The following is a 16,697-nucleotide window of genomic DNA, read 5'->3' on the forward strand; positions in this document are numbered from 1 at the left end:
CCCCATAAGGAGCGCGTCCCGATGGACGAGAAGGAAGTCCTGACCCGGTTCAAGAACGGCCATCTGGACCGGGCCCAGGCGGCCGCGCTGCTGACCGGCGCGGCCGGTGCCGTCGGCATCGCCGCCACCGGACCGGCGCCCGTCGTCCTCCGCCTGCCGGACGCCTGGCCCGAGCTGGAGGTCATGGAGGGACCGGTTGCGGGCCGTGCCGTCGCCCCTGCGCCTGTCGCCCCTGTATCCGCCGAACCCGTCGCCGTGGTCGGGATGGCCGGGCGCTACCCGGGGGCGCCAGATCTCGCCGCCTTCTGGCGGCGGTTGCGCGCCGGGCACGGCAGCGTCTCGGCGCCGCCGCCCGGACGGCCCGGCGACGAGATCGGCCACTACCTGGACCGCGTACAGGACTTCGACCCCGGGTTCTTCGGGATCGATGTGCGTGAAGCGGCCCTGATGGACCCCCAGGAGCGGCTGTTCCTGGAGACCGCGTGGGAGGCCCTGGAGGACGCCGGATGCACCGGCGGCCGGCTGGACGCCCTGACCGCCGCGGACGGCACGGCGCGCAGTGTCGGCGTGTTCACCGGAGCGGGCAGCGGTGACTACGCGCTGCTCGCGGCCGGTACGTGGACGTCCGAGCGGCCCCGGCCGATGCCCGGCGGCGGACGGTGGAGCCTGCCCAACCGGTTCTCTTCCCTGCTCGGCCTCACCGGCCCCAGCCAGTCGGTGGACACCGAACAGTCCTCCGTGCTCGTCGCTCTCCATCTTGCGCTGGCAGCCCTGAACCGGGGCGAATGCGCTGCCGCGCTCGTGGGCGGCGTCCAGCTGCTCCTGCACCCGTCCAGCCGGCGGCCCGGAGCGGGCGAAGGCGTCGGTGTACTGCTCCTCAAGCCCCTGGCGCGGGCCCTGGCCGACGGCGACAGCATCCACTGCCTGGTCCGCGGCAGCGCCGTGGGCCACCTCGCACCGGACTCCGCGGCCCAGGGCCCCGGCCGCCGCTCCCGGACCACCGACGCGGCCCCGGCGCACGCCGCCGTGCTGCGGGTGCCGCACGCGGCGCTGCGCGCGGCCGGTGTGGAGGCGTCGGCCACCGTCGTCCGGGAGGATGCCGGATCCGTACGCGCACTCGTGGGCGAGGCCGGGGCGGCGACCGGGGCGGCCTCGCTCACCCGGGCGGTTCTCCAGCTGCGCCACCAGGTGCTGGCGCCCGGTCCGAGGCGTGCCGAGGCCGAGGCCTGGGAGCGCGAGGACGCGGCACCCCGCCGGATCCGCGTCGGGGTGCGCGGGGCGGGCGGCGCGGACGCGCACGTGGTCCTGGAGGAGTACCTCCCGGCCGGCGCGGGCGCGGTGGCGGCAGCGGAGCCGGGACCGGGACCGGCAGCGGGACCGGTAACAGGAGCGGGGCCGGTGGTGGTGGACCGGGGCCCGGCTCCGGAGCTGTCCGGGGCCGGCGAGCTGTTCGTCCTGTCCGCTCCCACCCCCGCCCATCTGGCCGCCACCGCACAGCGGTTCGCGGAGCTGCTCGGTGGCACCGGGCCGGGGCCGGTGCCACCGCTCGGGGTGCTCGCACGGGCCCTGCGTACCGGCCGGTCCGCCATGGACTGCCGGTTCGCGGCCGTCGTCGGCGACACCGGCGAACTGGGTGACGCCCTGGAGCAGTTCGTACGGGACGGTGCGCCCTGCGCCGACCTGAGGGACGGCAGCGCCGACCCGCTGGGGCTGGCCGACGCACCCGAGACGGACGGGTATCTCGCCGCGCTGTGGCAGGCCGGGCGGCTGCACCAGCTGTGCGGCCTGTGGCTGTCCGGGCTAGACGTCGACTGGGCCGTCCTGGAGCGGGCCCACGGAGCGGGTGCCGTGTCCGTACCGCTGCCCGCGTCCGCGTTCCTGCGCGTCCCGCTGTGGCTGGGCGGCGAGGAGGGCCCGGCATGACCGCGCTGACCTCCGCCCGCCCCGCCGAGCCGGGCAAGTCCGAGCCGGAACCCGTCAATCTGTGGTTCTGCCCCAACGACGAGCTCACGCCCCAGATCGCCGCCACTCTGGCCTCGCACTGGCTGGACGAGAACGAACAGGAGGTGGCGGGCCGCTTCCTCTTCGAACGCGACCGCCGCCAGTACCTCGTCGCCCACGCCCTGGTGCGCCGGGTGCTGGCGCTGGAGACCGGTATCCCGGAGGCCGAGGCGATCATCTGGCGTTCCTCGCGCGGGCGGCCGTTCCTCCAGACGCCCGCCGGGGGGCTGCCGCGTGGCGCCGACACCCTGGACTTCAACCTCTCGCACGCCAACGCGTACAACCTGCTGGGCGTTTCGCGCGGGCTGCGCATCGGCGTCGATGTCGAGCGGCTGGACCGCGGTGAACGCGGCCTGGAGAACATCATCGCCACCTTCGCCGCCGAGGAGCAGGCCTGGATCGCCGGGGCGGCCCCCGGGCGGTCGAGGGACCGGCGCGCGCTGCGCCTGTGGACGCTGAAGGAGGCGTACTCCAAGGCGCGCGGGCTGGGGCTCGGACTGCCCTTCGACTCCTTCGCGTTCACCCTGGCCGAGGACCGGGGCGTGCTCGCCTTCCGGCCGCCCGCCGACGACTCGGCCACCTGCTGGCGGTTCCTGGAGATCGAACCGGTGCCCGAGGCGCTGGCCGCGGTGGCGGTGGAGGTCGACTCCGGGCAGGTACCGGCCGTGCAACTGCACCACGGGTTCCCCTGGGGCCGCGCCGCTCCGCGCCGTCTGGTGTTGCAGGAGACAGCCGGTGTGTGACGTCCCGGCCTTCGCGCCGTGGCCGGAACCACACCCCTGTAGCGGCGATGAACGAGGCGGAGAATTCCGCTGGAGTAATTCCGAACAATCGCCGGGAAAGCGCTTGAAGGGCGGTCGAGACGGCGGAAGAGACGGACCGGGATCCGGATAGCGTGAATTCGGATTCCGGATCACCGGCGGGGCCTCGCCGTGGCCCGTCGATGACGAAGAAAGAGGTGCTCCGTGCATGCCGCCACCGATGCCGCCGGTGCCATCGATTCCGCCGACGTCACCGATGTCATCGAGGTGGCCGAGGGTGTTCACGCGTACGTCCAGGGCGCGGGCGGCTGGTGCCTGAACAACGCGGGCATCCTCACCGACGGCGGCCACAGCGCGCTCATCGACACCGCCGCCACCGAGAGCCGGGCCCGCCGGCTGCGCCGGGCCGCCCTCGCACTGGCGCCCCGCCCGCCGCGCGCCGTGGTCAACACGCACTTCCACGGCGACCACACCTACGGCAACTTCGTCTTCCCCGAAGCCCTGACCATCGGCCACGAGCGGACCCGCACCATGGTCCGGGCGGCCGGGCTGCACATGGCCGGCCTGTGGCCGGACGTCTGCTGGGGCGACATCGAGATCACCCCGCCCGAGCTGACCTTCCGGGACCGTACGACGCTCCACGTGGGCACGATCAGGGCCGAGCTCATCCACATCGGCCCGGCCGCGCACACCACCGACGACACCATCGTCTGGCTGCCCGACCAGGGCGTTCTGTTCACCGGTGACCTCGTGATGAACGGCGTCACGCCGTTCTGCGTCATGGGCTCGGTCACCGGATCCCTACGCGCCCTGGAGCAGTTGCGCGCCCTGGGCGCCACGACCGTCGTCCCCGGGCACGGGCCGGTCGGCGGCCCGGAGATCCTCGACGTCAACGAGGCGTACCTGCGCCGGATCCGGCAGCTGGCCAAGGAGGGTACCGAGGCCGGGGCGACCCCGCTCGAACTGGCCCGGACCGCCGGCCCCGGCCCGTACGCGCACCTGCTCGACAGCGAGCGCCTGCTCCCCAACCTGCACCGCGGGTACGCCGAGGAGCAGGGCCTGCCCGAGGGCTCGCCGCTGGACGTCCCGGCCCTCTTCGCGGAGATGGCCGAGTACCACGGCCGCCCTCCGGAGTGCCTCGCCTGAACCGCCCCGGGCACCCGGAAGCCGGTTCCGCGGCCCCTCGCCGGCCGGTCGTTTCTCTTCGTTTCTCGCCCCTCGAACGGAATTCACCAGCGTTTTTCCGGCGCGCGGTCGGTGTGGCGGAGGGCCGCTCGACACCGGCTTGAGAATTTCGGGACATTGCCCTGTGCCCCGCTACTGTTCGGGAAGTCGAAGGCTGAAAATCGATGGGAACTCGACGAATTACGGAGGAGACCGTGAAGATTCAGGTTCTGGGTCCGTTGAGTGCCGAGGTCAACGGGGGCTCGATTGTTCCGACGGCCGGCAAGCCGCGCCAGATTCTGGCGTTGCTCGCGCTGTACCCGGGGCGGGTGATGCCCGTACAGACCCTCATGGAGGAGATCTGGGGCACCGAACTTCCGCAGAGCGCGCTCACCACCCTGCAGACGTACATCCTGCAACTGCGCAGAAGACTCGGCACGGCCATGGGGCCGGGCGCTCCGGGCAACGCCAAGGACGTGCTCGCGACGCGGCACGGCGGCTACCTGCTCCAGATACCGTCGGACTCCGTGGACGTCCACGCGTACGACAGTCTCGTGGCCGAAGGGCAGGGCGCGTTCGAGACGGGGGACGACGAGCGCGCGGCCGAACTGCTGCGCAAGGCCCTCGGGCTGTGGAACGGTCAGGCGCTGGTCGACGTCCGGGTCGGGCCGATCCTGGAGATCGAGGTCATGCGGCTGGAGGAGAGCCGGCTCGTGACGATCGAGCGGCGCATCGACGCGGACCTCCGGCTCGGCAGGCACGCCGAGGTCATTGCCGAGCTGACCGAACTGATCGCCCGGCACCCGCAGCACGAGGGGCTGCACTCGCAGGCCATGGTCGCGCTGTACCGCTCCGGTCGTCAGGCCACCGCCCTGGACGTCTACCGCAGGCTGCGCGGCCGCCTGACGGACGAGCTCGGTGTGGAGCCGTCCCCGCAGCTGCAGCGCCTGCACCAGGCGATGCTGACGGTCGATCCCGCGCTGGACGTGATGGCGGGGCCGCGCCGCGGATCGACGTTCGACCTCTACGCGGCGTAACTCCGGCCGCAGCCGGGGCGCCCCCGCCGCCCCGCCGCGTCCCCATCCGCTGCCCGCCGCGCCCCGGCATTCACCGCCCGCCGTCCCGCCGCAGCGCGGCCTCGCACCCTGCAGACCCGTTCGAGCCCTTCTCGAGCGAGGTCGGTGAGGGTGGAGGCCGACGTGGTGGTTCTCGGGGAGGTGGCGATGGGTGACAGTCAGACCCTGCGGCTGCACTGCTTCGCACACGCGGGGGCCGGAGTGTCCTCGTTCCACCTGTGGGACAAGGCCGCCGGCGGTGCGGTGCGGACCTCGGCCCGGCCGTTGCCGGGAAGGGACAAGCGGCGCCGTGAACCCCGGCTGACCCGACGCGAAGAGCTGCTCGCAGACCTGGGGCCCCTGTTCGAGCGGATAGCCGAGGAGCCGGCGCAGCCGTACATGCTCTACGGGCACAGCCTCGGAGCGATGGTCGCCCTCACGGTCACCCAGGAACTGCGGAGGACCGGGCTGCCGATGCCCGCGCTGCTCGCCGTCGGGGCCTGCCCGCCGCCCCACGCACCGGCCGCACTCATGGACGCCGCCGAGCTGCCCGACGAGGAACTGCTGTGCGTACTGGACGGGTTCGGCGCGCTGCCGCCCGGAGTGCGACAGGGAGACGTGTGGTTCCGGTCGGTGTTCCCGGTGCTCCGCGCCGATCTGCGGCTCGTCCGCAACCTCCGCGCCGCCGCCACCGGGCCGGCGGCACCCGGCCCCGTGCCAGTACCGCTGCTCGCGATTGCCGGGCGCGAGGACCCCCTCGCCGATGCCGAGGCCGTCGCGGGCTGGGAACGCTGCACCACCGGGAGGTTCGTCCGGCGAACCGTGCCCGGCGGCCACTTCTTCGTACGGGGCCGCGAACTGCCCCGGATGCTCGGCCGGGCCGCCCGCATCGTGCTGCGCGGCCACCGCGACCAGACAGGACAGGGGTAAGGGCGATGAGACGAGTCGTCATCACGGGCATCGGGGTCGTGGCCCCGGGCCGTCCGGGCACCAAGGAATTCTGGGCGCTGCTGACCGAGGGCCGTACGGCCACCCGCGCCATCACACTCTTCGACGCCTCCGGCTTCCGCTCCCGGATCGCCGCCGAGGCCGACTTCGACCCGCAGGAGTCCGGCCTCACCGCCGAGCAGTCCGGGCGCCTGGACCGCGCCGCCCAGTTCGCCGTCGTCAGCGCCCGGGAGGCGCTGGCCGACAGCGGCCTGGCCGGTACCTACGACGCCACGCGCACCGGCGTCACCCTGGGCAGCGCGCTCGGCTGCACCACCGGGCTCGACGCCGAGTACGGGGTCGTCAGCGAGCAGGGCACCCGTACCCTCGTCGACCACACCAGGGCCGTGCCCCACCTGTACGACTACTTCGTGCCCAGCTCCATGGCGGCCGAGGTGGCCCGCACGGCCGGTGCCCAGGGGCCCGTGGCGCTGGTGTCCACCGGCTGCACCTCCGGCCTCGACGCGATCGGCCATGCCGTGGACCTGATCCGCGAGGGAAGCGCCGACGTGATGGTCACCGGTGCGGCCGAGGCACCCATCACCCCGATCACGGCTGCCTGCTTCGACGCCATCCGCGCCACCTCCACCCGCAACGACGAACCGGAAACCGCCTCCAGGCCCTTCGACCACACCCGTAACGGGTTCGTCCTGGGGGAGGGGGCCGCCGTCCTCGTCGTCGAGGAGTACGAGCACGCCCGCAGCCGCGGCGCGCACATCTACGCCGAGATCTCCGGCTTCGCCTCGCGCAGCAACGCGTACCACATGACCGGGCTGCGACCCGACGGGGTGGAGATGGCCGCCGCGATCACCGCCGCGCTCGACGAAGCGCGGCTGCTGCCCGCGGACATCGACTACATCAACGCGCACGGCTCCGGCACGAAGCAGAACGACAAGCACGAGACCGAGGCGTTCAAGCGCAGCCTGGGGCAGCGGGCCCACGAGGTCCCCGTCAGCTCCATCAAGTCGATGATCGGGCACTCGCTCGGCGCGATCGGCGCCCTCGAAGTAGCCGCCTGCGCCCTGGCCATCGAGCACGACACGGTCCCGCCGACGGCGAATCTGCACGAGCCCGACCCGGCCTGCGACCTCGACTACACCCCGCTCACCGCACGCCATCTGCGTACCGACGCGGTACTGACCGTCGGCAGCGGCTTCGGCGGCTTCCAGAGCGCGATGATCCTGACCAGCCCGAGCCTGGAGGGCGCAGCCGCATGACGACCGTCATCGCTCCCCACGACCGCACAGAAGTTCCCCGCGACCGCACCAAAGTTTCTCCCGATCACGTCGAAGCTGCCCACGGCCGCGCCGAAGCCCCTCGCGACCGCGCCGAATCCGCCACTGGCGGGCCCGCGCGCACCGCCGAGGCCGTCGTCACCGGGATCGGCGTCGCCGCCCCCAACGGCCTCGGCACCGAGGCGTGGTGGGCGGCCACCCTGCGCGGCGAGAGCGGCATCCGTCCGCTGACCCGGTTCGACGCGGGCGGCTATCCGGTGAAGCTGGCCGGTGAGGTGCCCGGATTCGTCGACGCCGACCATGTCTCCAGCCGACTGCTCCCGCAGACCGACCGGGTCACCCGGCTCTCGCTCGCCGCTGCCAAGGAGGCGCTCGACGACGCCGGAGCCGACCCGGCTCAACTGCCCGACCACGCCGCGGGTGTGGTCACCGCCAACTCCTTCGGCGGCTTCGAGTTCGGCCAGCGAGAGCTTGAGGCGCTGTGGAGCAAGGGCGGCCGGCATGTCTCGGCGTACCAGTCCTTCGCGTGGTTCTACGCGGTGAACAGCGGCCAGATCTCCATCCGGCACGGGCTGCGCGGAGCCTGCGGGGTGATCGTCTCCGAGCAGGCCGGCGGCCTCGACGCCATGGCGCACGCCCGCCGTCAGATCCGCAAGGGTGCCCGGCTCGTGGTCACCGGAGGCATCGACTCCGCACTGTGTCCATGGGGCTGGGCGGCCTATGTCGCCGGTGGCGGGCTCTCCGGCCGCGCGGACCCGGCACGCGCCTATCTGCCCTTCTCCCAGGACGCGAGCGGCCATGTCGTGGGCGAGGGCGGTGCGCACCTGATCCTTGAGAACGCCGAGGAGGCACGCCGTCGCGGGGCCCAGGTGTACGGAACGCTCGCCGGGCACGCCGCCACCTTCGACGCGGACGGGGGCTGCCGGCTCGGCGCGGCCGCGGAACTCGCCCTCGCCGACGCGGACCTGCACCCCGACGAGGTGGATGTCGTCTTTGCCGACGCCGCGGGGGACCGCATGGCCGACCGTGCCGAGGCGGAGGCGATCACCGCGCTCTTCGGGCCGTACGGGGTGCCCGTCACCGCGCCCAAGTCGATGACCGGGCGGCTGGCTGCGGGCGGCGCGGCCCTCGATGTGGCCGCCGCCCTGCTCACCCTGCGCGACCAGATCATCCCGCCGACCACCGGCACCGAACTCCCGGCGGACGACTGCCTGCTGAACCTGGTGACCGGAGTCCCCAGCCCCCGCCTGGGGCTGCCGCTGCGCACCGCGCTGGTACTGGCCCGAGGACGCGGCGGCTTCAACTCCGCCGTCGTGGTCCGGGCCCCCGAAACCACCGCCTGAGCGACGCGCACCCAGGAACCACCGAAGAACCGCACGACCGAGGAGAAGAGGCACCCATGGACCGGCTCGGACTCAGTGACCTGACCCGCATCCTGCGCGAGTGCGCGGGCGAGGAGGAGGGCGTCGACCTCGACGGCGACGTCCTCGACCTGAACTGGATGGAGCTCGGCTACGACTCCCTCGCCTTCCTGCAGACCGTCGGCCAGATCGAGCGGGAGTACGGGGTGCTCCTCGACGAGGAGGCGCTGGACGAGGCCGACACCCCGCGGCTGTTCCTGACGATGGTCAACGAGGCGCTCGCCGCCAGTGCCACGGTCTGAGCGGACGGCCGGCGAACCGATGGAAGCGCCCGGGACCGACGTCCGCATGGAAGAGGCCGAGACCGACGTCTGCATCGTCGGGGCGGGGCCCGCGGGCCTCGCCCTGGCCCTCATGCTGCTGCGCTCCGGGGTCCGGGTGACGCTCGTCGAGCGCTCCACCGCGCTGCGCCGCACGTTCCACGGCGAGATCCTGCAACCCGGCGGTCAGCGGGTGCTCGGCGAGCTCGGGGTGCTCGACGCGGCGCGGGCCCGCGGGGCCGCGCCGCTGGGCGGCTTCCAGGTGCTGGAACGGGAGCGGGTGCTCCTGGACATCGACTACTCCCGGCTGCCCGCCCCGTATGACTGCCTGCTGGCCCTGCCCCAGCCGCACCTGCTGGACGAACTGCTCGCGGCCTGCCGTCGGCTGCCCGGGTTCACCCTGTTGGAGGGCCACCGGATCGCCGCCCTGCGTGAACGCCGTCCGGGTAGCCCCTGCACCGGCATCTTCGCGAACGGCCCGGACCGTACCCAGGTCAGCATCGAGGCCCGGGTCGTCGTCGGCGCCGACGGGCGGTTCTCGAAGACGCGCGCGCTGGCCGGGATCGACGCGGGGCGCTCCGAGTCCTTCGCGCACGACGTGGCGTGGTTCTCGCTGCGCGCGCCCGGCCGGGAGACCGGACGGGTACGGGTGCACCGCGCGGCCGGCAGCGCCGTGCTCGTCCACGACACCCACCCCGACCGGCTGCGCGTCGGCTGGACCCTGCCGCACGGCGGCTGGCGCCAGGTCGCACGGCGCGGGATCGACGACATCCGGGCGGAACTGGCCCGTGCACTGCCGCAGTTCGAGGACCTGCTGCACGATCAGATCAGGTCGATGAGCGACCTCACCCTGCTTGACGTGTTTGCCGCACACGCCCGCGAATGGGTGCGCGACGGGCTCGTCCTCATCGGGGACGCCGCCCACACCCACGGCCCCATCGGCGCCCAGGGCATCAACCTGGCCCTCCAGGACGCGGCCGCCCTGCACCCCGTGCTGCTCGACGTGCTCGCCGCCGGGCAGCCGACCCGCGAACGCCTGGCTCCCTATGCCCGGCTGCGAGCCCCGGCCGCGGCATCGGTCCACCGGATGCAGCGCATGCAGGCAAAGGCCATGTTCGGCGGCGGGAACCCCGTCGCCGGCTTCCTGCGCGCCCGCGCCGCGACCCTGGTGACCCACACCCGGCTTGGCGCCCTGATCACCCACAAGGTGGCCTACGGCACCGGATCTCCTTGACCCTGCGTAGCACCAGCAGTACCAGGCGTCGGGGGAGAGCGGCTCTTCACGCCCATCGGTCGGTGCATCCTCGGCCCTGGCGGGCCTCCGGTGCACCGACGGGGTCCGCAGGTGGTCGGGCGGCTGCAGACCGGCGGGGGCGGTGGGGAACGGAGTGGCTGAGGCCGGGCGGGGCTGATCGAGACATACGTGGCGGGTGTTCCGTCGGCAGCGGCCGCGTCGTGGCGTGCTTTCGCGGGCTGAGGCCGGGGGATGCGGGCGAGGTTTTCACCGACTGGAGCGAGCGGGGCTCGCGCTGAAGGCCTTGTCGGGAAGCGCCGGGCCCCGCGCTTCCCGACTGCTTTTCGCCGCCCGAGGCGCTGTGAAGCTGTCGGATCGACGGCCTGTCCTACCTGTTAGAGAGCGCGCAGACGTCAAAGGCGTCTTGGCCTGTGGAAACGCATTTTTCACCAGGTTCTGACGATCTGGCACCCAGTTCTCAGCGTCGTGCACCCAGTTCCTGAGATCAGGGCAGGCAGTTTCAAAGATCGTGGTGCCCATGTCCTGAGAACCGTGACCACTGCTGCAGGATCTGAGTGGATTGACGTCACGTACATGAGTAGATGCCATGACCGGGCGGGCGACGACCGCGGCGACGGATGGACGGCAGGTCGATCGGCACGCCCTGGAGGCGGGGTCCATCCACTTGGTGCTCATGTACGTTAAGTTCATCTGGTCGGCCCGCAGGGTCGCTGCTCATGCACATCACAGCAATGCCCATTCAGGGGAGGGCCCGTTGGGAGCGGTACGAAGACTGGTCGATGCCGACACGGGCGAGGCCATCCCCTATGCGCCCTACGCCTTCTCCGGCGAACACATCCAGGTCGACAAGGCCAGGGTCGAAGCGATCACCGAGAGCAAGGAATTCACCCCGAGCCAGAAGTTCATGGTGCTGTGGTGGATCGGGGTCTCCCCGCAGGGCATGGCACCGCTAAGAGCTACCGGTGCGGACATCGCCAAGAAGGTCGGCATGACCGCCGATGCCGTGGGCAAGATCAACCGGAAACTCCTCAAGCGGCGCATCCTGATCGAGCGCGGGCGCATCGGCAACTACAGGCTGTACCGCATCAGCCCGTACATCGCCTTTCACGGACCCGGGATCGAGCAGCGGGAAGCGATCAGGACGTGCAACCCGCCGGACATCCCCGGCTTCGACAACACCATCCCTTCGCTCTGGGAGGCCCAGTGAACAACGACGACAAGCAGAGGCTCCTGGACGTCCTCCATCGCACCGTCGGCATGACCGCCAACCAGCGTCTGGTCGTCATGCTCTACGCGATGCACCCCACCGACCGTGCCGGTGCCGTCATCGAGACCGGCGCCAACCTCGCCAAGCTCGTCGGCATGTCTCCGACTGTCTTCTCCCGGACCCGGCGCCAGGTCATCGAGGCCGGCTGGCTGGAGGAATCCGACCGGCTCGCGCACATCAGCTACTACCGGCTCAGCGTGAAGAGCACAGGCGAGGACGTCGTCATCCCCCTGCGCCGCGCAACCTGAGCGGCTCCGAGGAGCAGAGCTCATGTACGTGAGGTCAATGAGTACCGATCCCGGGATCGGTACTCATTGACCTCACGTACATGACGGTCGAGCGGGCGAGGTCGAAATTGGCATTGCGTCCCGCTCTTCCGTTCAGGTACCGGGGGCGGTGGGGTTACTTTTTCCCTCGCTCAGGGCGGTGCGCAGCCAGTCGAGGGTTCCTTGTGACAGCAGTTCATCGGCCGGCCGGTTCGCGGTTTCGGTGACGAGCTGCCTGCGGCTGTTGTCGATCCATCGCTGGGCGTTCTCGTAACCCTGTGCCTTGTACTCGATGCCCTGGAGGAGGCACTCCAGCTTGTCCGCGTCGCGGGCACAGATGGCTTCCGGTGATTCCTTGGCCTCGTACTCCGCGACCAGGCCGCGGACCGCTGAGGCCAGGACCTCGGGCATGCCTGCTGTCTGATCGGCGGTGACTTCCTGCGGATCGCCGGTGGGTGCGTATTTCTTCCCGAGGTGGTTCATATCTCCGGTGCGGCTCTTCTGGGTGTCGTGCCACACCGCGAGGTAGGCCGCTCGGGCAGGGGCAGCCAGGCGGCGTTCGCGGTGAACTTCCCCTTCTTCACCGCGACGGTGAGGGGGAACCGGGCGCCGTGGGCGCGGCAGGCGGCGACCGTTTTGTGAGAGAAGTACGCCGAGTCGGCCCGCACGATGATCTGCGCGGTAATGCCCATCGCGCGGACCGTGGCCAGGGCCTCGCGCAGCAGTGACGCGGCGCCCTTGCCGGAGTTGGCCGAGCCCTTGCGCAGCCTCGTTGCCACGATCACCGGCGCGCACGTGGACGTCTTGACGGTGACGATCTGGATGCAGGCCGCGCTGTTTGGTGTAGCCGAAGGGGGCGTTCTGCTTGGCCGGCCCGTACACGGGCTTGACCTTGGAGTCGATGTCGACGAACACCACCTCGTCACCGGTGGGGACCAGGCCGGTGTGCGCGGCCAGTCGACAGGTGGATGCCCGCATGGCGGACTCCAGTTGACGCACATGCCCCCAGGTGAACACACGCAGGAAGGTGCCGAGTGTGGACGGGCACGCTCGCCGTCGAACAGGCGGGGCAGCCCGCCGTGGCGCAGCACGTCCAGATCGTCGATGCTGTCCGCACCGGCCACCGTCCCGTCCACGATCGACAGAGCCTTCGCGTCGGCGGCCGTCCCGGCACCGTTCTTCGCGCCGGTGAGTTTCACCTTCTCAACCATCAGGGCAGGCAGGCCGCACCGCTCGGCCGGCCGGATCGTGGGGATAGGCCCGGCATGCGCGATCAGGCCGGGGCGTCGAACGCGGCGAACAGCTCCGCGGACCTGTGGGAGATTTTCACTTATGAGGTGCCTTGCTGCGAGCGGTGGATGGAAGCGTAGGAACTCCAATTTTCGCAGGTCAGCGGGCACCTCTTCTCGTTTCGCCGTCCGCAGGCCGACCGTTACGCGGTGGCTCCAGGCTGAACAGCTGCCGCAGTGGCGCGATTCTTCCCATCCCGTTTGGCGCTGATCGTCGCGATGACAGCTCCGTCGCCGACTGGGAGCGACATGTCAACGAGCAACGCCCCTGCCATCGGGCAGGGGCGTTGCTCAAGATGGTCTGTTTCAGGATGCCTTTTGGTCGGCGGGCTTCTCGATCTCGGTGGTCACCCGTGCTCCTCGGAAGAGCACCGGGAGCCACAGGAGACATGCCAGCAGGGGGACCGCGGCGTAGGCGGCCATGCCCGCACTGGAGCCCAGCCAGTCCATGAGCGCGCCGAGGACGAGATAGCCGATGCCGATGAGCGCCGACTCCACGAATGCGATCATCGACAGCAGGCTCGCCCGGTGGCGCGACGGCACGGCCTCGTTGAACACGTTGTCCACGATCACGGCGGTGATCTCGGGAATCCCGACCAGGGCCAGGAACGCGGCGATGGTGACCCAGACAAGGCCGAGGCCGCTCAGACCGAGTGCCGCGGCGAGCGTCAGGAGAGACACCGGGACTGTGACCCGATACCCGATGCGCCGGTCCGTGCGGTCCGACAGCAGCGAAGTGAGCCCGCCGGCGAAGAATCCCGCCGATATGACCACGCTGACCAATGCGGTGCCCGCTCCCTGATCAGAGAGGGTCTTCTGCGTAAAAATGATGTACGGCGTCAAAGTCGCATGCATCAATCCGGACACCACGACAAGCGTCACGAGCGCCGGCGTGGCGACCCGAAGCATCGCCCGCCATGCTGTGGCGTCGCTGTGCTCCTCCTCGGCTCCGTCCTGCTCGTCCACCGCGTCCGCGCCGCGGATCTCGGGCACCCGTGACATCAGCACCACCACGGCCAGGACGAGGCACGCTGCCGAACCGACGTAGACGACTCCCCAGGAAATCTGCTGCAGTTGGCCGCCGAGGACGATGGCGGCTCCCGAGGTGACCGTCCCGAGCATGGTGAACCGGGACTTGATCTTGACGTAGCTGGCCGTTGCACCACGACGCACGAGCAGGTCGTACAGCAGGGCGGTGTCCGAACCGGACACACATGCCATGCCCACGCCCTGCCCGATGAACAGCGCCAGGAAAACCCAGTAGTTGGAGAACGCCACCTGACCGAGCAGACATCCAGCTACCAGCATCTGGCCGATCACGATGCTGGCACGCCTGCCGATTCGGTCGGCGATGACTCCCGTCGGCAACTCCGCAAGTCCGCTGACCAGGTAGAGCAGTGTCTGCAGTAGGGCCACTTGCCCGGCGGAGAAGCCTCGCTGCTGAAGGAAGAGGACGAATACGCCGCGCTGGAACAGTGAGTTGGCGAGCACGGCGTATACGTAGAACGGGCGCGTGACACTTCGTGCTGCATTGTCTACCGCAGCCGACCCGCCAAGGGCCTCCGTGGCGCCGGTCATGCTGCGAGCTCCCTGGTGAATCCGGTGATCATTAGTGTTGGGCCTCCGCCGTCGACCGGATCCTCCAGTCCATACTTCGCGCAGGATATTGGGCCGGCCATCCTGGAACCGTAGCCCGCACCGGCGAGCTTCACAGCCGTCGACCTCGTCCGGGGGCCGACCGCTGATCGCCGCACAGAGGTGACTGGTCCTGTGCTCGGCGACATCGGGCCCGCGCAGATGACGTAGTTCCTGCCGCTTCTGGGGAAGCTATTTGATTTTCGCGGCGATGGTCCGGACGAACTCAGGGAGCACATCGTCCCGCCAGACGAAAGGTGCTGGGGCCAACTCGCCCTTGAAGGCCACGCTGCTCTGCCCGCCCACGGTGAACAGCAGCGGACCTTTGCGGCAGTTCCAACTTCCCTCGTAGGTACCGGTGATGACGCAGTGATCCGCGCCCTGTGCACCCTGGTTGGTACTGGATCCTGACACGAGGCGATCTTCGTAGCCGACAATCAGCTTGGGGTCGGCCACGGCCTCGATGCGGAACCAGAACTGGGTAGCGGCGTAGGTCTCGCCCGGAAGGCGCATGCTGTAGAGGCACTGGCCGGACTTGGACCTGTCACTCTCCCTCCACGAGGAGTCGGCAGCGAAGTCCTTGATCGACAAAGCGCTGATCGGACGGCTCTCCTGTTTGATGTCCTTGGCATCAGGGAGGATCGCCTTGATCTCCTCCTGGTCCACGAACGAGCACGCGTCCGGCCACTGATTCGCGGCCAGGATCGCCCCACCCTTGAGTTCAGGAAGGTTGACAGTCGCATCTCGGGGGGCGGCCTTGCCTATCGCAACATCACCCTCGGACGGCATGTACGTAGCGACCAGGAGCGTCAGCAGCACGACATTTGACATCAGCAGGGTGAGCATCATGGCTCTGTTCTTCCGCATGGCAGCCGATTCTCCCCGAACAGCGAGCTGATCGTCGACCGCATCCGCTGCACCGAGGCATCCCGCTGCCGGGGGATCCCGGGCACAGCCGCAGAGCAAGACCGGCCGTCGGTTCCCGTGAACCCAAGGGCCAGAGCAGCCGGACGGGACTGCGGCACGCGGTGGCGGACCTGGAGGCAGCGCCCGCGGATGGCGAGCGGCATTCCACTGCTCGCGGCCGTCGCCTTCCTCCTCGGCCTCGGCGGACTCTTCTTCGACACGGCCGCCACGGCCTATCTGCCGGATCTGCTCGGCCGTGACCCCGTGCTCCTGGAGCGCGCCAACTCCCGCCTGTGCGGCACCCAGACCGCCGCGTCCGGCTTCGCCGGGCCGCCTGCGGGCAGTGCACTGCTCGCGCTAGGGCGGGCGGTTCCGCTGCTCGCCGACGCGGTCTCGTTCGCGCTCTCCGCACTGCTCGTACGGTCGCTGCCCGCCGCACCCCGGCCCGTACCGCAGGCCCGTGAGTTGCTGCTGCGGCAGGCGCGGGCCAGCGCCTCGTACGTATTCCGGGATCAGCTGCTGCTCGGGCTCGCGCTGCGTCCGGCGGTCGGGAACATCGCCTTCCTCGCCGTGGAGACCGTACTCGCCCTCTTCGCGCACGATCGTCTCGGCATCGGCACCTTCGGCTTCGGTCTGCTCCTCACGGCGGAGGCCAGCGGCGGTCTGCTCGGCGCGGGCATCGCCTCCTTCCCCGGCCGACGACTCGGCACCGGCACCGCGCTGACCTGCACGGCCGCAGTCGAGGGACTCGCCATCCTGGGCCTTGCCGCCGCCCCGAACCCGTACGTCGCCGGCCTCGTGCTCGCCGTCTGCGGAGCGGGCATGGGCGCCACGATGGTGCTCGGCCCCTCCCTCCGGCAGGCGATCGTCCCCGCCCACCTGATGGGCCGGGTCGCCTCCACCTCCCGCATCTCGCCATGTGCGCCGCCCCGTTCGGCGCCTTCCTCGGCGGCCGGCTGGCCACCACCTACGACGTACGCACCCCGCTCTGCACCGCCGCCGGCCTCCTCCGCGCCATGACCACCGTCACCGCGACCATGACCAGGAACCGCCGGGTCGAAGCGGCGCTGCGTGCCGCCGCCCCCGCCGCTGATCCAGATCACCCGGAATCCCGGGACCCCGTTCAGGAACGTGCCATTCAGGGTTCCGCGAGGTCGTCGAGCCAGCCCACGGCAGGCCCAGCTCGGCGTTCCTC

Annotated in this window: 15 protein-coding genes and 2 pseudogenes; 13 read left to right on the forward strand and 4 right to left on the reverse strand. The window is 70.7% G+C overall.

Features of this window, described 5'->3' with window-relative positions; translation table 11 throughout:
- Window positions 1–21 precede the first annotated feature (21 nt).
- The 11 genes from OG842_RS40420 (at window position 22) to OG842_RS40470 (ending at window position 11,654) form a co-directional block, all read left to right on the forward strand.
- Entirely contained in the window at window positions 22–1,923 is a 1,902-nt protein-coding gene (locus tag OG842_RS40420) for a beta-ketoacyl [acyl carrier protein] synthase domain-containing protein (protein WP_266738052.1), read from the forward strand.
- A complete protein-coding gene (locus OG842_RS40425) occupies window positions 1,920–2,744 on the forward strand; it encodes a 4'-phosphopantetheinyl transferase family protein (protein ID WP_266738051.1) in 825 nt (274 codons plus the stop codon). The genes OG842_RS40420 and OG842_RS40425 overlap by 4 nt, the downstream gene beginning before the upstream one ends.
- A gap of 222 nt (window positions 2,745–2,966) precedes the next feature.
- Window positions 2,967–3,908: an MBL fold metallo-hydrolase gene (locus OG842_RS40430; protein WP_266738049.1), complete on the forward strand. Its 942-nt coding sequence runs from the start codon at window positions 2,967–2,969 to the stop codon at window positions 3,906–3,908.
- Window positions 3,909–4,141: 233 nt separating this feature from the next.
- Complete coding sequence (locus tag OG842_RS40435; protein ID WP_266738047.1) at window positions 4,142–4,963, forward strand: AfsR/SARP family transcriptional regulator; 822 nt, start codon at window positions 4,142–4,144, stop codon at window positions 4,961–4,963.
- A 186-nt stretch (window positions 4,964–5,149) separates the two neighbouring features.
- A complete protein-coding gene (locus OG842_RS40440; RefSeq protein ID WP_266738045.1) occupies window positions 5,150–5,911 on the forward strand; it encodes a thioesterase II family protein in 762 nt (253 codons plus the stop codon).
- A gap of 5 nt (window positions 5,912–5,916) precedes the next feature.
- Window positions 5,917–7,185: a beta-ketoacyl-[acyl-carrier-protein] synthase family protein gene (locus OG842_RS40445; RefSeq protein WP_266738043.1), complete on the forward strand. Its 1,269-nt coding sequence runs from the start codon at window positions 5,917–5,919 to the stop codon at window positions 7,183–7,185.
- Window positions 7,182–8,546 carry a ketosynthase chain-length factor gene (locus OG842_RS40450; protein ID WP_266738041.1) on the forward strand — a complete coding sequence of 455 codons (1,365 nt, stop codon included), beginning with the start codon at window positions 7,182–7,184 and terminating at the stop codon, window positions 8,544–8,546. The genes OG842_RS40445 and OG842_RS40450 overlap by 4 nt, the downstream gene beginning before the upstream one ends.
- Before the next feature lie 56 nt (window positions 8,547–8,602).
- The gene (locus tag OG842_RS40455) at window positions 8,603–8,866 is read left to right on the forward strand and encodes an acyl carrier protein (RefSeq protein ID WP_266738038.1); all 264 of its coding nucleotides are present in this window, start codon (window positions 8,603–8,605) and stop codon (window positions 8,864–8,866) included.
- 46 nt (window positions 8,867–8,912) lie between these two features.
- Window positions 8,913–10,118, forward strand: coding sequence for an FAD-dependent oxidoreductase (locus tag OG842_RS40460; protein WP_266738036.1), 1,206 nt, complete (start codon window positions 8,913–8,915; stop codon window positions 10,116–10,118).
- 775 nt (window positions 10,119–10,893) lie between these two features.
- Window positions 10,894–11,346 (forward strand): MarR family transcriptional regulator, encoded by a 453-nt coding sequence (locus tag OG842_RS40465; RefSeq protein ID WP_266738034.1) that lies wholly within the window; start codon window positions 10,894–10,896, stop codon window positions 11,344–11,346.
- Window positions 11,343–11,654 (forward strand): replication initiation protein, RepL2, encoded by a 312-nt coding sequence (locus OG842_RS40470; protein WP_266738032.1) that lies wholly within the window; start codon window positions 11,343–11,345, stop codon window positions 11,652–11,654. The genes OG842_RS40465 and OG842_RS40470 overlap by 4 nt, the downstream gene beginning before the upstream one ends.
- Window positions 11,655–11,786: 132 nt before the next feature.
- On the opposite strand, the pseudogene OG842_RS40475 reads toward OG842_RS40470, so the two are convergent.
- Together OG842_RS40475 and OG842_RS40480 are read right to left on the reverse strand one after the other, a co-directional pair.
- Window positions 11,787–12,221: pseudogene (locus tag OG842_RS40475) on the reverse strand (HD domain-containing protein); the annotation flags it as partial.
- Window positions 12,152–12,457, reverse strand: coding sequence for a transposase (locus OG842_RS40480; RefSeq protein WP_266738144.1), 306 nt, complete (start codon window positions 12,455–12,457; stop codon window positions 12,152–12,154). The gene OG842_RS40480 and the pseudogene OG842_RS40475, both read right to left, overlap by 70 nt.
- A gap of 249 nt (window positions 12,458–12,706) precedes the next feature.
- Between OG842_RS40480 and OG842_RS40485 the strand changes: the two genes are divergently transcribed.
- Complete coding sequence (locus tag OG842_RS40485; RefSeq protein ID WP_266738030.1) at window positions 12,707–13,042, forward strand: hypothetical protein; 336 nt, start codon at window positions 12,707–12,709, stop codon at window positions 13,040–13,042.
- A 225-nt stretch (window positions 13,043–13,267) separates the two neighbouring features.
- On the opposite strand, the gene OG842_RS40490 is transcribed toward OG842_RS40485, so the two are convergent.
- Window positions 13,268–14,539: an MFS transporter gene (locus OG842_RS40490; RefSeq protein WP_266738028.1), complete on the reverse strand. Its 1,272-nt coding sequence runs from the start codon at window positions 14,537–14,539 to the stop codon at window positions 13,268–13,270.
- A 249-nt stretch (window positions 14,540–14,788) separates the two neighbouring features.
- Window positions 14,789–15,445 (reverse strand): hypothetical protein, encoded by a 657-nt coding sequence (locus OG842_RS40495; RefSeq protein ID WP_266738026.1) that lies wholly within the window; start codon window positions 15,443–15,445, stop codon window positions 14,789–14,791.
- A gap of 219 nt (window positions 15,446–15,664) precedes the next feature.
- On the opposite strand from OG842_RS40495, the pseudogene OG842_RS40500 reads away from it, so the two are divergent.
- A pseudogene (locus OG842_RS40500) lies at window positions 15,665–16,638 on the forward strand (MFS transporter); the annotation flags it as partial.
- Between the last annotated feature and the right edge of the window lie 59 nt (window positions 16,639–16,697).

The organism is Streptomyces sp. NBC_00376, assembly GCF_036077095.1.
Classification (GTDB): domain Bacteria; phylum Actinomycetota; class Actinomycetes; order Streptomycetales; family Streptomycetaceae; genus Streptomyces.

Coding starts and splice junctions, on each gene's coding strand:
- OG842_RS40420 (WP_266738052.1), top strand. CDS start 22: ATGGACGAGAAGGAAGTCCTGACCCGGTTCAAGAACGGCCATCTGGAC.
- OG842_RS40425 (WP_266738051.1), top strand. CDS start 1,920: ATGACCGCGCTGACCTCCGCCCGCCCCGCCGAGCCGGGCAAGTCCGAG.
- OG842_RS40440 (WP_266738045.1), top strand. CDS start 5,150: ATGGGTGACAGTCAGACCCTGCGGCTGCACTGCTTCGCACACGCGGGG.
- OG842_RS40445 (WP_266738043.1), top strand. CDS start 5,917: ATGAGACGAGTCGTCATCACGGGCATCGGGGTCGTGGCCCCGGGCCGT.
- OG842_RS40450 (WP_266738041.1), top strand. CDS start 7,182: ATGACGACCGTCATCGCTCCCCACGACCGCACAGAAGTTCCCCGCGAC.
- OG842_RS40455 (WP_266738038.1), top strand. CDS start 8,603: ATGGACCGGCTCGGACTCAGTGACCTGACCCGCATCCTGCGCGAGTGC.
- OG842_RS40460 (WP_266738036.1), top strand. CDS start 8,913: ATGGAAGAGGCCGAGACCGACGTCTGCATCGTCGGGGCGGGGCCCGCG.
- OG842_RS40490 (WP_266738028.1), bottom strand. CDS start 14,539: ATGACCGGCGCCACGGAGGCCCTTGGCGGGTCGGCTGCGGTAGACAAT.
- OG842_RS40495 (WP_266738026.1), bottom strand. CDS start 15,445: ATGATGCTCACCCTGCTGATGTCAAATGTCGTGCTGCTGACGCTCCTG.